This window comes from Streptomyces sp. NBC_01463 (genome assembly GCA_036227345.1).
GTDB lineage: Bacteria > Actinomycetota > Actinomycetes > Streptomycetales > Streptomycetaceae > Streptomyces.
In genome coordinates, this window is sequence record CP109468.1 from 589963 (window position 1) to 605798 (window position 15836).

At 72.5% G+C, this 15836-nt stretch carries 14 protein-coding genes and 1 riboswitch; of the genes, 2 read left to right on the top strand and 12 right to left on the bottom strand.

All coding sequences use genetic code 11. From position 1 onward, the window contains the following. The first annotated feature begins 20 nt into the window (after positions 1–20). A complete protein-coding gene (locus OG521_02585) occupies positions 21–953 on the top strand; it encodes an aminoglycoside phosphotransferase family protein (GenBank protein ID WUW19724.1) in 933 nt (310 codons plus the stop codon). 27 nt (positions 954–980) lie between these two features. Here the strand turns inward: OG521_02585 and OG521_02590 are convergent, their stop codons facing one another. The 8 genes from OG521_02590 to OG521_02625 all read right to left on the bottom strand — a co-directional run bounded on the left by OG521_02590 (position 981) and on the right by OG521_02625 (position 10255). Then, positions 981–2108 carry an LLM class flavin-dependent oxidoreductase gene (locus OG521_02590; protein WUW19725.1) on the bottom strand — a complete coding sequence of 376 codons (1128 nt, stop codon included), beginning with the start codon at positions 2106–2108 and terminating at the stop codon, positions 981–983. 14 nt (positions 2109–2122) lie between these two features. Continuing rightward, positions 2123–3208 (bottom strand): LLM class flavin-dependent oxidoreductase, encoded by a 1086-nt coding sequence (locus OG521_02595; GenBank protein WUW19726.1) that lies wholly within the window; start codon positions 3206–3208, stop codon positions 2123–2125. Next, on the bottom strand, positions 3205–4608 hold the full coding sequence (locus OG521_02600; protein WUW19727.1) for an NtaA/DmoA family FMN-dependent monooxygenase: 1404 nt from the start codon (positions 4606–4608) through the stop codon (positions 3205–3207). Before OG521_02600 ends, OG521_02595 begins: the two co-directional genes overlap by 4 nt. Positions 4609–4626: 18 nt before the next feature. Beyond that, entirely contained in the window at positions 4627–5856 is a 1230-nt protein-coding gene (locus OG521_02605; protein WUW19728.1) for an LLM class flavin-dependent oxidoreductase, read from the bottom strand. A gap of 229 nt (positions 5857–6085) precedes the next feature. Next, positions 6086–6198, bottom strand: a riboswitch (SAM riboswitch). A gap of 158 nt (positions 6199–6356) precedes the next feature. Next, positions 6357–7637, bottom strand: a complete 1281-nt coding sequence (locus OG521_02610) for a sugar ABC transporter permease (GenBank protein WUW19729.1) — start codon at positions 7635–7637, stop codon at positions 6357–6359. After that, entirely contained in the window at positions 7634–8413 is a 780-nt protein-coding gene (locus tag OG521_02615; protein WUW19730.1) for an ATP-binding cassette domain-containing protein, read from the bottom strand. The genes OG521_02610 and OG521_02615 overlap by 4 nt, the downstream gene beginning before the upstream one ends. Positions 8414–8548: 135 nt before the next feature. Then, positions 8549–9637, bottom strand: coding sequence for a substrate-binding domain-containing protein (locus tag OG521_02620; protein ID WUW19731.1), 1089 nt, complete (start codon positions 9635–9637; stop codon positions 8549–8551). 165 nt (positions 9638–9802) lie between these two features. After that, positions 9803–10255 carry an NAD(P)H-dependent oxidoreductase gene (locus OG521_02625; protein ID WUW19732.1) on the bottom strand — a complete coding sequence of 151 codons (453 nt, stop codon included), beginning with the start codon at positions 10253–10255 and terminating at the stop codon, positions 9803–9805. Between the two features lie 125 nt (positions 10256–10380). Between OG521_02625 and OG521_02630 the strand changes: the two genes are divergently transcribed. Next, positions 10381–11631: a hypothetical protein gene (locus OG521_02630; GenBank protein WUW19733.1), complete on the top strand. Its 1251-nt coding sequence runs from the start codon at positions 10381–10383 to the stop codon at positions 11629–11631. Positions 11632–11705: 74 nt separating this feature from the next. Here the strand turns inward: OG521_02630 and OG521_02635 are convergent, their stop codons facing one another. The 4 genes from OG521_02635 to OG521_02650 form a co-directional block, all read right to left on the bottom strand. Next, positions 11706–12230 (bottom strand): hypothetical protein, encoded by a 525-nt coding sequence (locus OG521_02635; GenBank protein ID WUW19734.1) that lies wholly within the window; start codon positions 12228–12230, stop codon positions 11706–11708. 608 nt (positions 12231–12838) lie between these two features. Next, complete coding sequence (locus OG521_02640) at positions 12839–13405, bottom strand: phage tail protein (GenBank protein ID WUW19735.1); 567 nt, start codon at positions 13403–13405, stop codon at positions 12839–12841. Between the two features lie 4 nt (positions 13406–13409). Next, positions 13410–15401, bottom strand: a complete 1992-nt coding sequence (locus OG521_02645) for a putative baseplate assembly protein (GenBank protein ID WUW19736.1) — start codon at positions 15399–15401, stop codon at positions 13410–13412. Then, entirely contained in the window at positions 15398–15832 is a 435-nt protein-coding gene (locus OG521_02650) for a GPW/gp25 family protein (protein ID WUW19737.1), read from the bottom strand. Before OG521_02650 ends, OG521_02645 begins: the two co-directional genes overlap by 4 nt. Positions 15833–15836: the final 4 nt, after the last annotated feature.

Below are 15836 nucleotides of genomic sequence, written 5' to 3' on the forward strand. Positions count from 1 at the left end.
CCGGCGCATAGGGTGCCGGGATGATCGGGATCCCGGAGGTGTTCACGCGCGGCACCCTTGCGCGCGAGGGTGCGGCAGGAGCGGCCTGGATCGCCGGACTGCCGCTGCTGGTGGACGAGTTGCTCGAACGCTGGGAGTGCGTTCCGGACGGCGAGGTCGTGCACGGAGGGGTCGGCGTCATCGTGCCGGTCCGTCGGCGGGGCGCGGCGGACGCGGTGCTGAAGGTGTCCTTCCCGCACCCCGGCAACGTCCACGAACCGGATGCGTTCGTCGCGTGGGAGGGGCGCGGAGCGGTCCGGCTGTACGAGCGTGACGACGGGCGTTTCGCGATGCTGCTGGAGCGTGTGGGGATGTCGGACCTCGGGGAGGTCGCGGACAACGACGAAGTCGTGCGGGTGGCGGGCCGCCTCAGTCACCGGCTGGCCGTACCGGCTCCGCCGGGGCTGCCCCGGCTGCGGGAGCAGGCCGGGGCCTGGGAGGAGCAACTGCGCACGGATGCCCGGGAGCTGCCCCATCGGCTGTCGCGCCGGGCGGTGGACGCCGCCGTGGCCACGGTCCGCGAACTGGGCTCCACCCAGCCGGACGTGATCGTCCACGGCGACCTCCACGCCAGGAACATCCTGCGCGCCGACCGCGAGCCGTGGCTGGCCGTCGACCCGAAGGGCTACGCGGGCGACCCGGCGTACGACGGCGGCACCCTCCTCAAGACGCGGGCGCTCGCGCTCCGGGGCGCGGGCGACCTGCGCACGGCTGCCGGCCGCACGCTGGACATCTTCGCCGAGGCGGCGGAGCTCGACCGTGAGCGCACCCGCCGCTGGGCGCAGCTCCATGCGGTGCAGGGCGCGTTCTGGGGCCGGCGGCACGGATACCGCAGGGCTCGCAGCGGCCCCGGGCGGGACGGTCTCACCGTCCTCATCGAGTCGCTCGCCGAGGTGCTCACGGACCCCGCCTGAACGCCCGCCGGGGGCAAACCCCCCGCCTCAACGCCTCCGCCACTCCTCGGCCAGCAGCTGGTAGGAGCGCACCCGGTCGGCGTGGCCGTGCGTGATGGTGGTGATCAGCAACTCGTCGGCGCCCGTGGCCTCCTGGAGGCGTTCGAGCTCGTCGGCGACGCGTCCGGGCGATCCGACGAACTGGGTGTCGACGCGGTCGGCGACCAGTTCCCGGTCCGCGTCGCTCCACGGAAGGGCGCGGGCCTCCTCCGGGGTGGGGTACGCGATGGCCCCCTCGGCCGTGCGGATGGAGCGGACCCAGGGGCCGTACCCCGTGGCCAGCTCGCGGGCGGTCGCGTCGTCCTCGGCGACGACGACGTCCGCGGAGACGCTGACGTACGGCTTGTCGAGCTCGTCGGAGGGCCGGAACGCCGCACGGTAACCCTCGGCCGCCTCCAGCACGGTGGCCGGGCTGACGTGGTAGTTCGCGGCGAAGCGCAGACCGTTGCGGCCGGCCACGTCCGCGCTCTGTCCGCCGCTGCTGCCCAGGATCCACACCTGGAGGTCGGCGCCCTCGCCGGGGACGGCGTGTGCCTCGATGCCGTCGTCCGAACGGTACGTGCCGTGCAGCAGCGCGAGGATGTCGTCGATCTGTTCGCCGTAGTCCTGTGCCCGGGCGCCCGGCTGGTGCAGGAGCCGTTGCTGGAGCGCTGTCCGGGGTGAGCCCAGCAGGTGTTCGAAGGAGAAGCGGGGCGGGATGCGCAGCCCGTTCGGGGTGCGTCCGTCGGTGACCGGGATCGTGGTCGGCGCGGGCCCGTCCTTGCGCTCCGGCGGACGTCCGCCGGAGCGGCCGAGGCCCAGGTCGAGGCGCCCCGGGTGCAGGGCGTCGATGAGGCCGAACTCCTCGACCGTGGACAGGGCGGTGCGGTGCCCCAGCTGCACGGCTCCGGAGCCGATCCTGATCGTCGAGGTCGCCGAGGCGGTCAGGGCCAGGACGACGGCGGGCGAGGTGCCGGCCACGCCGGGGTTGAGGTGGTGCTCGGCGAACCAGTAGCGGGCGTAGCCGAACTCCTCGGTCCGGCGGGCCAGGTCGAGGGTGTTGTGCAGCGCGTCGCCGGCCGTGGCGCCGGAGGGAACCGGTATGAGGTCGAGGACGCCGAGAGGGATGCGGGACATGACCGGGGTGCTCCTCAGCGGTTGGTCGGGACGGGGACGGGCCCGGCGAGCACGGGGGCCCAGTCGAACGGCGGGTCGGGGATCTCGCGTCGCAGGACCGGGGCGACCTCGGACTGGAAGAGCGCGAGGGAGCCCCGGTGCTGGGCATCCGTCAGTCCGCCGGCGTCCGCGTTCAGGTGCAGGACGGTGTGGCCGAACTGCTCGTGGTAGCGGTGCACCTTCTCGATGATCTGCTGGGGGCTGCCGATCAGGGCCGAGCTGCGCTCGACGAAGTCCTCCAGGTTCGGGAACACCGGCTCGGCCCCCAGCCGCTTCTGGAAGGCGAGATAGCCCTCGAACACCGGCCGGTAGGCGGCGACGGCCTCCTGCGAGGTCCGGGCCACGTGGACGCCGGCCGTTCCGGCACCGACGGCCGCCAGCGCCGGATCGTGGCCGTAGTGCTCCCACCGCTCCCGGTAGTGCCGGATCAGTTCGGCGTACGGCTCGATCGCGTGGGTGACGTTAGCGGAGAACAGCGGGTCGCCGTAGCGCGCGGCGAGGTCGACCGACTCCCGGCTGGTGGCGCTGCCGTGCCAGACGCGGACGGGCTGCTGGAGCGGCCGCGGCCACACCTCCGCGTCCGTGAGCTCCGGCCGGAAGCGCGGCTGCGCGCTCACCTTGTCCTGGCGCCACAGCCGGCGGAACAGTTCGTAGCCCTCGGCGTTGCGGTCCCACTGGTCCTCGGGGGTGACGTGGAACAGCTCGCGCTGCGCCGTCCCGTTGCCCTTGCCGATGATGAGGTCGAGGCGGCCGCCGGAGAGATGGTCGAGCGTGGCGTAGTCCTCGTGGGCACGCACCGGGTCGAGCAGGCTGAGCGTGGTGACGGCGGTGAACAGCCGGATGCGCGAGGTGAGTGCGGCGATGTGGCTGAGCACGACCGGCGGCGAGGACGAGATGAACGGCCGCTCGTGCCGTTCGCCGACGCCGAAGCCGTCGAATCCGAGCTCCTCGGCCAGCAGCGCGTTGTCGATCACCTCCCGGAAGCGTTCGTTCGTGGACTTCTGGACACCGGTCACCGGGTCCGGAGCGTGGACGATGAGCGTGATGGCCAGGAACTTCATGACGCCACCCGCCCGGACGCCGCGTCGTCGGGGTGGGCCAGGCCGAGGTGGTCGCGCAGCGTCGTGCCCTCGTACTCCGTACGGAACACACCCCGCTCCTGGAGGAGCGGGACGACGGTGTCGGCGAAGACGTCCAGACCGCCGGGGGTGATGTGCGGGGCGAGGATCAGGCCGTCGGCGGCGTCCGCCTGGACGAAGTCGTTGATGGCGGCGGCGACGGTGGCGGCGGAGCCGACGAAGGACTGGCGGCTGCCGGTCTCGATGACCAGGTCGCGGATCGACCAGTTCTTCGCGGCCGCGAGCTCCCGCCACTCCCGGGCGGTGGCCAGCGGGTCGCGGTACATCCGGACCTGGGCCCGGCCGCGGGCGATGGTGTGTTCGCCCGGGTCCGGGTCGATGTCCGGCAGCGGACCCTCCGGGTCGTACGCGGACAGGTCACGGTTCCAGACGAACTCCAGGTGCTTGATCGCGGTGGCGCCGCTGACCTGCTGCCGGCGTACCTCGCGGGCGTGCTCCTGCGCCTCGGCGTCCGTGTCGCCGAGGACGAAGGTGGCGGCGGGCAGGATCAGCAGCTGGTCGTGGGTGCGGCCGTGGCGGGCGAGGCGGCCCTTGACGTCCGCGTAGAACGCCTGCCCCTCCTTCAGGGTGCTGTACCGGCTGAAGATCGCGTCGGCGCCCGCCGCCGCGAACTCGCGGCCGTCCTCGGAGTCGCCGGCCTGGAAGATCACCGGGCGGCCCTGGGGGCTGCGGGGCACGTTGAACTGCCCCTCGATGTCGAAGTGCTGCCCCTTGTGCGCGAACGACCCGGCCCGCGCGTCCCGCAGGAACGTGCCGGTCCCCGGGTCGGCGGCGATCTCGTCGCCGCGCCAGGAGTCGAACAGCTCGTTGGCCGTGGCCAGGAACTCCCTGGCCCGGGAGTACCGCTCCTCCTGCGGGAGGAATCCGCCGCGCCGGAAGTTCTCGCCGGTGAACGCGTCCCAGGAGGTGACGACGTTCCACGCCGCGCGCCCGCCCGAGAGGTGGTCGAGGCTGGCGAACTGTCTGGCCACCTCGTAGGGCTCGTTGAACGTGGAGTTGATGGTGCCGGTGAGGCCGAGGCGATCGGTCACGGCGGCCAGGGCGGACAGCACGGTGAACGTGTCGGGGCGCCCGACCACGTCCAAGTCGTATATCTTTCCGCCCTGTTCGCGCAGTCGGAGCCCCTCCGCGAGGAACAGGAAGTCGAACTTGGCGCGTTCGGCGGTCCGGGCGAGATGCGCGAACGAGCTGAACTCGACGTGGCTGCCGGCCGCGGGGTCGCTCCACACGGTGGTGTTGTTGACGCCCGGGAAGTGGGCGGCGAGGTGGATCTGCTTGAGCGGCTTGCCGGTGCTGGTGCCGGCGCCGTTGCTGGTGCTCATGTAGGTGGTCCCTCCGGCTCAGACGGTGGCGTAGCGGTTGGCGGGGCGGGCGAGGCCGAGGAGCCCGCGCAGGGTGTCGGCCTCGTAGGCGCTCCGGAAGGCTCCGCGGCGCTGCAGTTCGGGCACCAGTCCCCGGGTGATGGCCCGGAGGTCGTGGCCGGTCCCGGCGGGGCGCAGCCGGAAGCCGGAGAGTCCGGCCTGCTGCCATTCCAGGAGGAGGTCCGCCAGTTGTGCGGGGGTTCCGGTGAACACCTTCGCGTCGCTGGTGTACGGCGCGCCGTCGAGTTCGTCGAGACGCTCCCGGCGGGCCGCCGCGGCCGCGGGATCGTCGTCGAGGAAGACGACGAGGTCACCGAAGATGTGCAGGGGTTCCGCGGCCCGCCCCGCCGCCGTCTGTCCGGCGCGGATCTCGTCGATGACGGTGCGGGCCTGACCGGTGTCGTGCGGGGTGATGTATCCGATGTCCGTCGAGCGCGCCACCAGTTGGAAGGGCACGCTCTGGTGGGCCAGGGCGCTGACGACCGGCTGGCCCTGCGGCGGCCGGGGGGTGATCGAGGGGCCCTTGACGCTGAAGTGGCGGCCCTCGAAGTCGATGTAGTGCAGCTTGTCGCGGTCGATGAACCGTCCAGTGGCGACGTCCCGGATCTCCGCGTCGTCCTCCCAGCTGTCCCAGAGCCGGCGTACCACCTCGACGTAGTCGCCGGCCTCCTCGAAGAGTTCGGCGGTCAGGTCCCGTACGGCAGGGGTGTCCCGGTCCTCGATGCGGAAGCGCGGGAACGTACGGCGTCCGAAGTGGGCCGCCTCGTGCTGCCGGGGCGTCACCTGGACGCGCAGACCGGCCCGGCCGCCGCTCACGTAGTCGAGGGTGGCGATCGCCTTGGAGATGTGGAACGGCTCGGTGTGGGTGGCGACGACGGTGGGGACGAGCCCGATGTGGCGGGTCAGCGGGGCCACCCGGGCGGCGATGAGCACCGCGTCGAGCCGGCCGCGCTCCTGGTCGGTGCGTCCGTCCGGCTCGGTGTACCGCGAGGACTGGAGCCCGAGGGCGTCCTCGATGGTCACGAAGTCGAGCAGGCCGCTTTCGGCCTCCTTCACGGTGTCGGTCCAGTACGCGGCGGTGAGCAGTTCCCCGGGCCGGGCCCCGGGCTCGCGCCAGGCGGCCGGGTGCCAGCCGGCACCGTTCAGGGCGACGGCGAGGTGCAGGGGGGATGCGGACAGGGGAGGGTGCGGCGATGACGATGCGGACACGAAAGGGTGCCTTCCTGATCGACCGTGGGTGATCGCCGGGCCTCGTCGGGAGGTTCGGCGTCGCGGGAACGGGTCAGGAACAACAGAGCGCGCCGGCCACGCGCTGGAGGTCTATGTGCTGCCGGGAGTACAGGTGGACACGGCGCCGGGGGGCGAGGACCTTGACGAGCGGACGCGTCACCGGTGGCATGACCGTCGCCTCCGCTCTTCCCGCTCGGCGGGCCCGGGGGCCTCGCGCTTGCGGAACCCGGTCGGGCCCCGCCCGGTCGTCACCCGGAGCACCCCGCCGCGCAGGAGGGTTGCCGGTCAGCGAGCCGGGGCTGTGCGCTGACACTCATGACCTGCCGGGAACGCTACGCGCGACGGCGGCGCCGCGCAATGCCCGGCAGATCATGGTCGTGTTCACACTGCCGTGAGCCTCAACAACGGGGCCACGCCGTCTGTTCCGCCGTCGGACGACTGTTTTCCCCTGCCTGCCCCAGCCCGCCGGCCGGCGGGGATCAGGCGCGTCCGGCCGCCTTCTGGCTCCTGCGGGACAGGGAGTCGACGACCACGGCCGCCAGCAGGACCGATCCGGTGATCATGAACTGCACGGCGTTGCTCACGCCCATGATGTTCATCCCGGACTGGATGGAACCGATCACCAGGGCACCGAGCAGCGCCGACCAGACGGAACCGCGCCCGCCGAACAGACTCGTACCGCCGATGACGGCCGCGGCGATGACGTTCATCAGCAGGTTGCCGCCGCCCGAAGTCTGGCTCGCCGACTGGATCTGCCCGGCGAGGAAGAGGCCCCCGACCCCGGCCATGGTTCCCGCGATCGAGAAGACGGACATCCGGACGAACGGGACGCTGATACCGGCCCGCCGCGCACCCTCGGAGTTGCCGCCGACCGCGAAGACCTTCCGCCCGTAGGTGGTGCGGCGCAGCACGAAGTCCAGCAGCACCAGCACGATCAGGAAGATCAGCAGAGCCAGCGGGAGTCCCTGGTACTGGTTGAGGATGTACGCGGTGACGAACGCGATCGCGGCGATGACGACCGTGCGCAGCACGATCTCCGCGACCGGCCGGGACGGCACTCCGGCCGCTCTGCGCCGCGCCGCGTCCAGGAGGGACGCCAGCAGGAAGAGTCCGACCCCGACGGCCGCGGCCACGTAGGCGGCGGCCGGGCTGTGGTAAATGGTCGAGTAGATCTCGGCGACGACGCTGTCACCGGGAATGTTGACCGTGCCGCTGGCGCCGAGCACCTGGAGCATCAGCCCGTTCCAGGCGAGGTTGCCCGCCAGGGTGACGACGAAGGCGGGGACCCCGACCTTGGCGAAGAAGAAGCCCTGGATGAGCCCGACGGCGGCGCCGCCCAGCACGGCGATGAGCAGCGCCAGCCACTCGTTCATTCCGTTGAGGACGTTCAGCACGGCGAAGATCGCGGCGCACAGGCCGCTGACGGAGCCGACGGAGAGGTCGATCTCACCGAGGAGCAGCACGAAGACGATCCCGACGGCGATCATGCCGGTGCCGACGATCTGCTGGCTGAGGTCGGAGAGGTTCTGCGCCGAGAGGAACGTGCTGTTGAGGCTGCCGAACACCGTCCAGATGATGATCACCGCGATGACGACGGGCAGCGAGCCGAGTTCCCCGCTTCGCATCTTGCGCCAGAACTCGTTGGCGTACCCCCGGATGCCCTCCTCACGGACGAGCAGCCGGGAGTCGACGGCGGGCATGGCATCGCGGGCCGGCTGCTGGCCGGCGTCGTCGGCGTCGCGTGACGGATCCCGGGTCATCGCTCCTCCTCCCGCTTACGGGCCTGGCGGCGGGTGACCGCGCTGTCCGAGGCACCCGTGATGGCGGAGATGATCTCCTCGGTGGTGGTGGAGCGCCGGTCGAAGAAGCCGTTGTTCCGGCCCAGGCGCATCACCGCGATCCGGTCCGCGACCGCCATGACGTCCACCATGTTGTGGCTGACGAGGATGGTCCCGAGGCCGCGGTCGCGGAGCCGTTCGACCAGGTCGAGGACCTCGGCCGTCTGCTCGACGCCGAGGGCCGCGGTCGGTTCGTCCAGGATGACGACCTTCGGGTCGCCGATCAGCGAACGGGCGATCGCCACCGTCTGGCGCTGTCCGCCGGAGAGGGAGGCGACGGGGATGCGGACGCTGGGGATGCGGATGGACAGCGTGTCGAGCAGTTCGCGCGAGCGCTGGTCCATGCGGACCTCGTCGAGCACGCCGAAGCGGCGCAGTTCGCGGCCGAGGAAGAGGTTGCCGACGACATCGAGGTTGTCGCACAGGGCCAGGTCCTGGTAGACGGTCGCGATGCCGAGGTTCTGGGCGTCGTGCGGGCGGCCGATCGCCACTCGGCGGCCCTGCCATTCGATGACGCCCTCGTCGGGCGGATTGACGCCCGCGATCGCCTTGACCGCGGTCGATTTCCCGGCCCCGTTGTCGCCGACGAGTGCGACGACCTCGCCGGGACTGACTTCCAGGTCGAAGCCCGACAGTGCCTGGACGGCGCCGAAGCGTTTGGAGATCCCCCGCAGAGTGAGCACAGGTGCTTGCGGCAAAGGAACCGCCTCCTGGGTTGCCCGTACGCACGGGCGGACAGTCTCGGCCCCCGCCGGACGAGCCGCGTGTCGCGGCTCGTCCGGGTTCGTGCGCGGCCGTGCACGGTCATGAGGGCCGTGGGCCGGGCGCGGGAGCTACTGGAGGCCGGCCTTCTTGCAGGCGTCGGCGTAGGCCGGAGTACAGATCTCCTTGACCGTGTACAGACCGTCCTTGACGACGGTGTCCTTGATGTTGTCCTTGTTGACCACGACCGGTGTCAGCAGCTTGGCCGGGACCTTCTCACCGCTGCCGCTCTTGACGGTGGTCGGCGTCAGGGACTTCGGAATGTCCTTGCCCTGGGCGAGGTCGACCGCCATCGCAGCCGCCGTGTCCGCCTCCGGCTTGTACGGCTTCTCGATGGTGATGGTCTGGGTGCCGGCCAGGATCCGCTGGATGGCGTCGAGCTGGGCGTCCTGGCCGGTCAGCGGCACGCTGATGCCTGCCGCCTTCAGGGCGGTGGCGATGCCGGCGGCCAGGCCGTCGTTGGCCGAGTACACACCGACGATCTTGTCCTTGCCGAGTGCGCTGATGGCACCCGCCATCTGCTGGTTGGCGTTGTTCGGGTCCCAGTTCGGGGTGTCGTACTCCTTGCCGATCTTCACCTTGCCGTCGAGGACGGAGTGGGCGCCGGCCTTGAACTCGGCGGCGTTCGGGTCGGTCGGCGAGCCGTTCTGCATGACGATCTCGCCGCTCTTGGCCTTGCTGCCCAGCGCGGCGAGGAGCGCCTTGCCCTGCAGCTCTCCCACCTTGTGGTTGTCGTACGAGACGTAGGCGTCGACGGGGCCCTGCGCGAGCCGGTCGTACGCCACGACCTTCACGCCCGCGTCCCGGGCCTTCTGCACGGAGGACTGGATCGACTTGGCGTCCACGGCGTCCAGGATGAGCACCTGGTCGCCCTTGGCGAGGGCGGTGTTCACCTGCTGCTGCTGGGTGGTCGCGCTCTCGGCGGCGTTGTAGTAGTCGATCTGGGCGCCCGGCGCCAGCTCCTTGATCTTGTCCTCGATGTACGGCCGGTCGAACTTCTCGTACCGCGTGGTCTTGCTCTCGGGCAGCAGCAGGCCGATCTTCACCTGGTCGGCCTGGCGGCCCGTCCCCGGCTGCGCCGCGCCGCTGGTCGCCACGGCGCCCAGCGACAGGGCCGCCGCTCCGGCCAGGGCGATCGCGCTCCGCAATGTACGGGTCATGGGAGGCTCCTTCTCGTACGGCGCCGTCCCTCCACCGGGAGAGCGCGGAAACGAAAATCCACAAATGGCCTACATATCGACATTAGCGGCAACCCCGGGACCGGCAAGCGGGTGACATCGCGCCGCCGCGGAGGCCCTGCGGGCGCGGGGCCCGGAATCCGCGGGTCAGTCCGTGAGACCGGCGGCGAGGGTGGCACCCAGCTCCCAGCACGCCTCGATGTCGGCCTTGGCGGGCTCTCCCGTGACCGTCACGGCGTCGGCGGCGCGGCGCCACCCCAGGCCCGTGGTGATCGACTCGATGGCCCGCACGGCCCCGGTGACGTCGTTGCCGCCGTGCACGTAGTACCCGAAGGGACGGCCGCGCGTCGCGTCCAGGCAGGGGTAGTAGACCTGGTCGAAGAAGTGCTTGAGCGCACCGGAGACATAGCCCAGGTTGGCCGGGGTCCCGAGCAGGATGCCGTCGGCGGCCAGCACGTCGGACGCGGTCGCGGCGAGCGCGGCGCGGCGCTCGACCCGGACGCCCTCGATCCCGTCCGTCGTCGCACCGGAGACGACGGCTTCGAACAGCGCCTGGCAGTTCGGCGAGGGTGTGTGATGCACGATCAGCAGAGTGGCCACACCCCGGAACCCTGCCGTGCCGGTGGCGTGGCCGCAAGCGAGGTCCGCCGTCCCGCGCTCCCGTGCCGGTCGATGAAGCGACTCGGGGATTCGGCGACTCGGCCGTGAAGGGATGATGTGGGGCGATGACGTCGAGAGATGACGAGGTGGGCATGACATCCGGCACGGACGACCGGCGGGGCATCGGCATCCTCGCGGACGACCTCACCAGCGCGGGCGACGGCGCCGCACCCTTTCGCCGGACCGGCCACGGGGCGCGCATCATCCTCTCGGCTACGGGGACGGTGCCCCCGCAGGACCCTGGCGCGGCCACGACGCGTGGCCCCGGCGTGACCGCGGTCGACCTGGGAACCCGGCTGCTGGACGAGACCCCGGCCGCCACACGTACCGGACAGGCCGCCCGGCGCTTCGCCGGCTCGGCGCTCCTGCTCAAGACGGTGGACTCGACCCTGCGCGGCCATGTCGCGGCGGAGGTCCGGGCCGCGTGGGCCGGATCGGGACGCACCGCCGTCGTCATGGCTCCCGCGTTTCCCGCGGAGGGCCGGGTGACGGTCGGATCGGTGCAGTACGTGCGGGGCGTCCCGGTCCATGAGAGCGAGTTCGCCCGTGATCCGGTCCACCCCGTGCGGTGCTCGGACCTGGCGACGGTGTTCCCCGAGGCCGTGGTGCTCGGTCCGGAGCGGGCGGCCGAACTGCCCGGGCTGACCGGCGGGGGCGGCCTGATCGTCTGCTCCGCGGCGACGGACGGCGATCTCGACCGTCTCGTCGCCGCGGTCCCGCACCTCGACGACGTGCTGTGGGTCGGCTCCCCAGGGCTGGCGGCCGCCCTGGCCCGGCGCTGCGCACCCGCCGCCGGTCAGGCCGCTCCCGCCCCCGCACCGGCCCGCCGCCCGCTGGTCGTCGTCGGCAGCGCCAACCCGGCGACCCGGCGACAGCTCGCCGCGCTCCGCGCCCGGCCCGACGTGCAGGGGGTCACCGTCGGTGACGACCCCGCCGCGGCGGTGGCCGCACTGCGCGGCCTGACCGCGCCCGTCCTCGCCCTGCAGACGCCCGATGAACGCCGGGCGCCGGAGGCCGCACACGTGCTCGCCCGTTCCCTGGCCGCAGTCGTGCGGACCGCGGCCGAAGAACGTCTGGCCGACGCGCTCGTCGTCACGGGCGGGGAGACGGCCGCGACCGTGTTCGAGGCCCTGGGAATCCACGGCATCGACCTGCTCGACGAACCCGAGCCCGGCGTCGCCCGTGGCACGCCGCTCGGGCAGCCCTCGCTTCCGGTGCTGATCAAGGCGGGCGGCTTCGGGGACGACGGGCTGCTCCTGCGTCTGACGCACCTCGTCCGGGAGTCGGAAAGGCCGGGAGTCGGAACGGCCGGGTAGAGGGAACGGCGAAGCACGGTCGTAGGCGGAACCCCCGGCAGCCGGGACACAGTGGCGGCCGCGGTCCGTGGCGGTCACGATCCCTGGCCGAAGAACTCGACCTCCGCCACGGCCACTCGGCGGCCCTTGCCGGTGCCGTACGCCGAGTCGACCGTGAGGCGCGCGCTGACGGTCTCCGATCCGCGGAGGTCGAAGGTCTGCTGGCCCGCCTGGTCCGTCAGCCGGATCGTACGCGTGGTCTTCTTGCCGTCCTTCGAGGTCAGCACGACGGTGAGCCGGGCCGGCCTGGCCTGCGTGAGGAACTCGTCCTTGCGGGCCGAAGTCCCGGAGAACACCACCATCTTCAGCAGGCGGACCGGCTGGGCGAACGTACACTCCAGGTACTCCCCCGCACCGTCGCCGGTCTCCCCCGGAGCCCAGTAGCGATTGTTGAAGCCGTCGAAGGCCGCACGTGCCGGATGCCCCGACGCCGCGCTGGAACTCCGGAACGCGGACGGCACGACCGACTCCGGTGCACCCGTCTCCTCCTTGGCGAAGCCGAACAGGCCGGGCAGATACGGCAGTGCGAACCAGATGCCGACCGCCAGCAGGATCAGCACCAGCGGCAGCGCGAACCTCGGCCTGCGCCGTCCCCGTCGGGGGCGTGTACCGGCGGCACGGCCTCTGCCCCGCCCCCGGCGGAGGATGCGTCGCCACCACGGCGGACGGAGCCCGGGCGGCGGCCCCGGGTCGAGGAGCAGTGCGCACCGAATGCAGTAGGTGCGTTCGGAAGCGTTCTCGGTACGGCAGTTGGGGCACACCCGTGGCACGCCGCCGGCCGTCGGCGCCGGCCCGGGTGGAGCGGGGTCGTCGGACCCCTGGCCGGGAGGCCATGCCTCGGGCCCGGGCGCGGGCCCCTCGGGAGCATCGCCGGGACGCCGGGGAGCGGCCGTCACCTGCGGCGAAGGGCCGGCAGGCGGGTTCACCGCAGCGGGCGCCGGCGCGGGGCGGGGCAGTGAGCCATCGGGCGGGACGGCGGGCACGGGCCCCCCGACTCCCGGGTCAGTCGCACCCGGAGCAGGGGCCGGACCGCCCCCACGCCTCTCGCCGGCCCGGCCGTCCAGGCCACCGGCGCCGCCCGCCTCATCCGGCTCCCACGCCAGGAAAGCCTCGCAGGACGCGCAGAACTCCCGCCCCGGCGCGTTCCGGTGACCACAGCTCTCGCAGATCACCGCGCACCTCCTTCCATGTCCCCGGCCCCGGGCAGGATCTCCAGCGTGTAGCCCACATGGGCCGGGACCTCCGTGCCGATGAGCTCCTCCAGCCGCACCCGGTCGACCGCCCGGCCGTGCGGTTCCCGGACCCGGATCGTCACCCAGGGGCGGGCCCGGCCGGGCAGCACGGTCTGCGGGACGGTCGACCAGGCCGTTCCGCCGCTCTCGGTGATCTCGGGCTCCGTGCCCGTCTCCAGCCGCACCGCGTCGGCGAGCCCGCCCGCCGTACCGCGCCGGGCGTGCCGTGCGACCGCGCCCCGTACGGTCTCCCGGCGCCGCGCCGTCGGGCCGTCCTCGTGCGGCTCCACAGCCACCCACTGGGCCAGCCACGCCAGGAAGTCCTCCGGAGCGCTGCGCGGATCCAGGTACGCGGGCAGGTTGTCGAGGGTGAGCAGGACCGGGGCGAGGACGTCGTCGAGCGCGGCGAGGAAGCGCCGGAGGAAGTCCTGCTCCAGGTAGACGGAGGGGAGTTGGTCGATCAGCGGGTGCGGTGTCGGGAGGCCGGTGACGCCGGTACGCATGGGCCTAGGCTCCTCTCACCCGTAGCTGGTGCTCGTAGCTGAAGACCAGGGCGTGCCGGTCCAGCGGGATCTTGGCGGTGGCGTCGGTGCGCTCGCCGGTGACCGGGTCGGCGGGGTAGAGGCGTACGTCCTCCACCAGGTCCACCCCCGGCACCCGTTGGAGCACGGCGAACGCCTCGCCCGACTGGACGGGCCGGCCGAACGGCCAGCCCTGACCGCCCGGCCCGCCGGACAGCGGGTTGAAGTAGCCGTACAGCGCGGCCAGGGCCGTCTCCCGGACGCGATCCGGCTCCGCTCCGCGCTCGGCCTGCACGGAGGCGACGACGGTGACGCCCTGGTAGAAGGGCGGCTCGACGACGAGGCGGGCCCCGATCGGGCGGCGGGCCTCCAGGTGACCGGCGATGAGGCGGAGCGTGTGTTCGGGAGGAACGAGTTCGTCGAACTCGACGCGGCCCTGCTCGTCGCTGCGGCCGGCCGGGACGACGAGCAGCCTCACCCCGTGGGCGGAGCCGTCGCTGTCGCCCCCGCCCGCGTTCCCGCCCTCGTGCTCATCGGCCCGGATGCAGTGCACGCGGGCCGCGTCCGGGGCGATGTCCCGGGCGAGGAGCTCGTAGTCGTGCGGGACGACGGCGCGGTGCAGGGTGCGCAGCGTCATCGGGCCGCGCACCCGGGCGCTGTCGACGCTCTCGCCGTCGACGCCGCCGAGGGCCGGCCGGCGGTTCTCCACCCGGGCCACGTATGGGAGCGCGCTGCGCAGGACCTTCAGTGTCGACCTGGCGACATTCCCGCGGAGGCCGCCGCCCGTGCGGTAGGAGCGCACCCGGACGGTGGCGCCCTTCGCGGGGACCGCGCCGTAGTAGCGGATGGAGCCGTCCCGCTCGCGTACCGCCGGGCCGAACTCGACCCGGCCGGAGTTCGGGTCGAGGGTGATGTGGTGGTCGTCGGGCCCGGAGTGCGCGAAGTCGTCGACCCGGGTCCAGCGGGTGTACTCCGGTTCCGGTCCGCTCGCCGGACCGGCCACCTCGACCACGAAGTCGCCCGGCACGACGGGCGGACGGGCCAGTGCGAACGCCTGGCCGGGCACGCCTTCCGCCGCGCCGAGCACCTCGTCGGTGACGGTCTCGGCGTGCTCGGCGGGCACGGTCGCGCCGATGGTGAAGGCGGTGATCCGGCGGACGACGGGCGGTGCCAGATAGCCCGGCCGGCCGGGCTCCGCCTCGATCAGGCGGCAGCGCAGCCAGCCTCCGGTGCGCCGCACCACGGCTGCGGGGGTGTGTGTCCTCGGCAGGTGGAGGATCAGCTCGCCGGAGCGGTTGAAGCCGCCGGTGTCGTCCTTCTCGATCTCGCAGGCCGTCCAGGCGGTGCCGTCCCAGGCCTCCCAGACCAGCGGCGGCCGCAGCGGGTCGACGCCCACGCCCTCGACCCTGCAGTCCAGCCGCAGGACGACGACTCCCGCCGGCACCGCGGCCGACAGGCCGACATACAGACAGTCGCCGGGTGCCGGGGTCGCCCCGAAGCACGTCACGTCCCGGCCGATCGCCAGCTCCTCCGTACGGTCGGCCGCTTCGCCCGACACCGGCCAGGTGGCGAGATGGGCGAAGGCACAGGGGGTGATCGTCAGCTGCTCGGCGGTCGTGAAGACGACCGCCTCCTCCGTCTCCGTCCGTACGGTGGCGACCTCCGTGCCGGCCCGCACCACGACCGGCTCGGGGCGGGGTGCGGAGAGGCGGAACGTCACCTCGGTGTGGGCGGCGGTGGGCGGGTGCAGCCGCACCCCGATCAGGTCGAGGAAGGTCAGATAGCTCTTCTCCGGCACCCGGTTGACCCGGTAGACGAGCTGGTCGACCATCGTGGCGAACGCCTCGATGAGGGTGACACCCGGGTCCGACACATTGTGGTCGGTCCACTCCGGGCAGCGTTGCTGGACCAGGCGCTTGGCCTCGTCCACCAGGCCCTGGAAGCGGCGGTCGTCCAGATGGGGACTGGGCAGCGTCACGCGCCTGCCTCCTCGTCGTCGGGGCTCGTCTCCTGCGCGTGCTGCGGGATCACGTAGAACGGGAAGACGAGATTGCGGGGGTCGTTGGAGCCGCGTACCGAGTAGCCGATGTCGATGTAGAGGACCCCGTTGTCCGCCTCGTCGAACCGGACGGTGACCTCGGCGACCTCGATCCGGGGCTCCCAGCGCTCCAGCGCCAGCCGGACCTCGTACGCGAGCTGCCCCGCCGTCCCTGCGTCGGCGGGCGCGAACACGTAGTCGTTGACGGCGCAGCCGAACTCCGGCCGCATCGGCCGCTCTCCCGGGGAGGTCGCCAGGATCAGCCGGATCGACTCCTCCAGCTCCCGCTCGCCGCGCACCAGCGCGATGGAGCCGGTGGCATCCGTGCGCGGCGGAAAGGCCCAGCCCGCGCCGATGAACTGCTGTCCCATACCG